Genomic DNA, 729 nt, shown 5'->3' with positions numbered 1-729 from the left:
GCGCGCCGAGGCACTGCTGTACGCCGCGGATCGGGCGCACCATGTCGCGACCGTCGTGCGACCGGCGCTCCGTCGTGGCGAGATCGTGCTGCAGGATCGCTACCTCGATTCGTCCGTGGCCTACCAGGGCGCCGGACGGGTTCTCGACGCGACCGAGATCCGAGATCTGTCGCTCTGGGCGGCGGAGGGCGCGCTCCCGGACCTGACGATCCTGCTCGATCTCGACCCCGCCGAGGCCCGCACCCGTCTGGACTCCGCCGACAAGCCGTTCGACCGGCTCGAGGCCGAGCAGGCGGAGTTCCACGGCCGCGTCCGCGATGCCTTCCTCAATCTCGCGGCGGCCGAGCCGGACAGGTTCCTCGTCCTCGACGCGGCAGCGGCACCGGAAGTCATCGCCGAGCAGATCAGGACCAGAGTCGCAGCGCTGCTCGACTGAGCCGGCTCGACCGAGCGAGGAAGCGATCCTCCGTGCCGTGAGCGTCGGTGGTCGCGATTAGGCTGAGACCATGCCCCAGACCGTTCCCGCCCCGTTTCCCTGGGCGGATGTGTGGGGGCAGGACGCCGCCGTCGACACGCTCCGCGCCGCGGCATCCGATCCCTCCGCCCTCTCGCACGCCTGGTTGATCACGGGCCCGCCGGGCTCGGGACGCTCCACCCTCGCGTACGCCTTCGCCGCAGCGTTGATCGCCGACCGGCCCGATGACGAGAATGTCATGCGCCAGGTGCTCG

Annotated in this window: 2 protein-coding genes; both read left to right on the top strand. The window is 70.9% G+C overall.

Translation table 11 applies throughout. The features are described 5' to 3' along the window. A partial coding sequence (tmk, locus tag KZA10_RS16760) for a dTMP kinase (RefSeq protein WP_218683466.1) occupies nucleotides 1–436 on the top strand: 436 nt, incomplete at its 5' end. A gap of 70 nt (nucleotides 437–506) precedes the next feature. After that, nucleotides 507–729: ATP-binding protein (locus KZA10_RS16755; protein WP_218683465.1), on the top strand; the 223-nt coding region annotated here is incomplete at its 3' end.

It is taken from the genome of Microbacterium sp. BF1 (genome assembly GCF_019279095.1).
GTDB classification, from domain to species: Bacteria; Actinomycetota; Actinomycetes; order Actinomycetales; family Microbacteriaceae; genus Microbacterium; species Microbacterium maritypicum.
The sequence above is the reverse complement of the archived record's forward strand: the minus strand, read 5'-3'. Positions and strand labels throughout refer to the sequence as shown.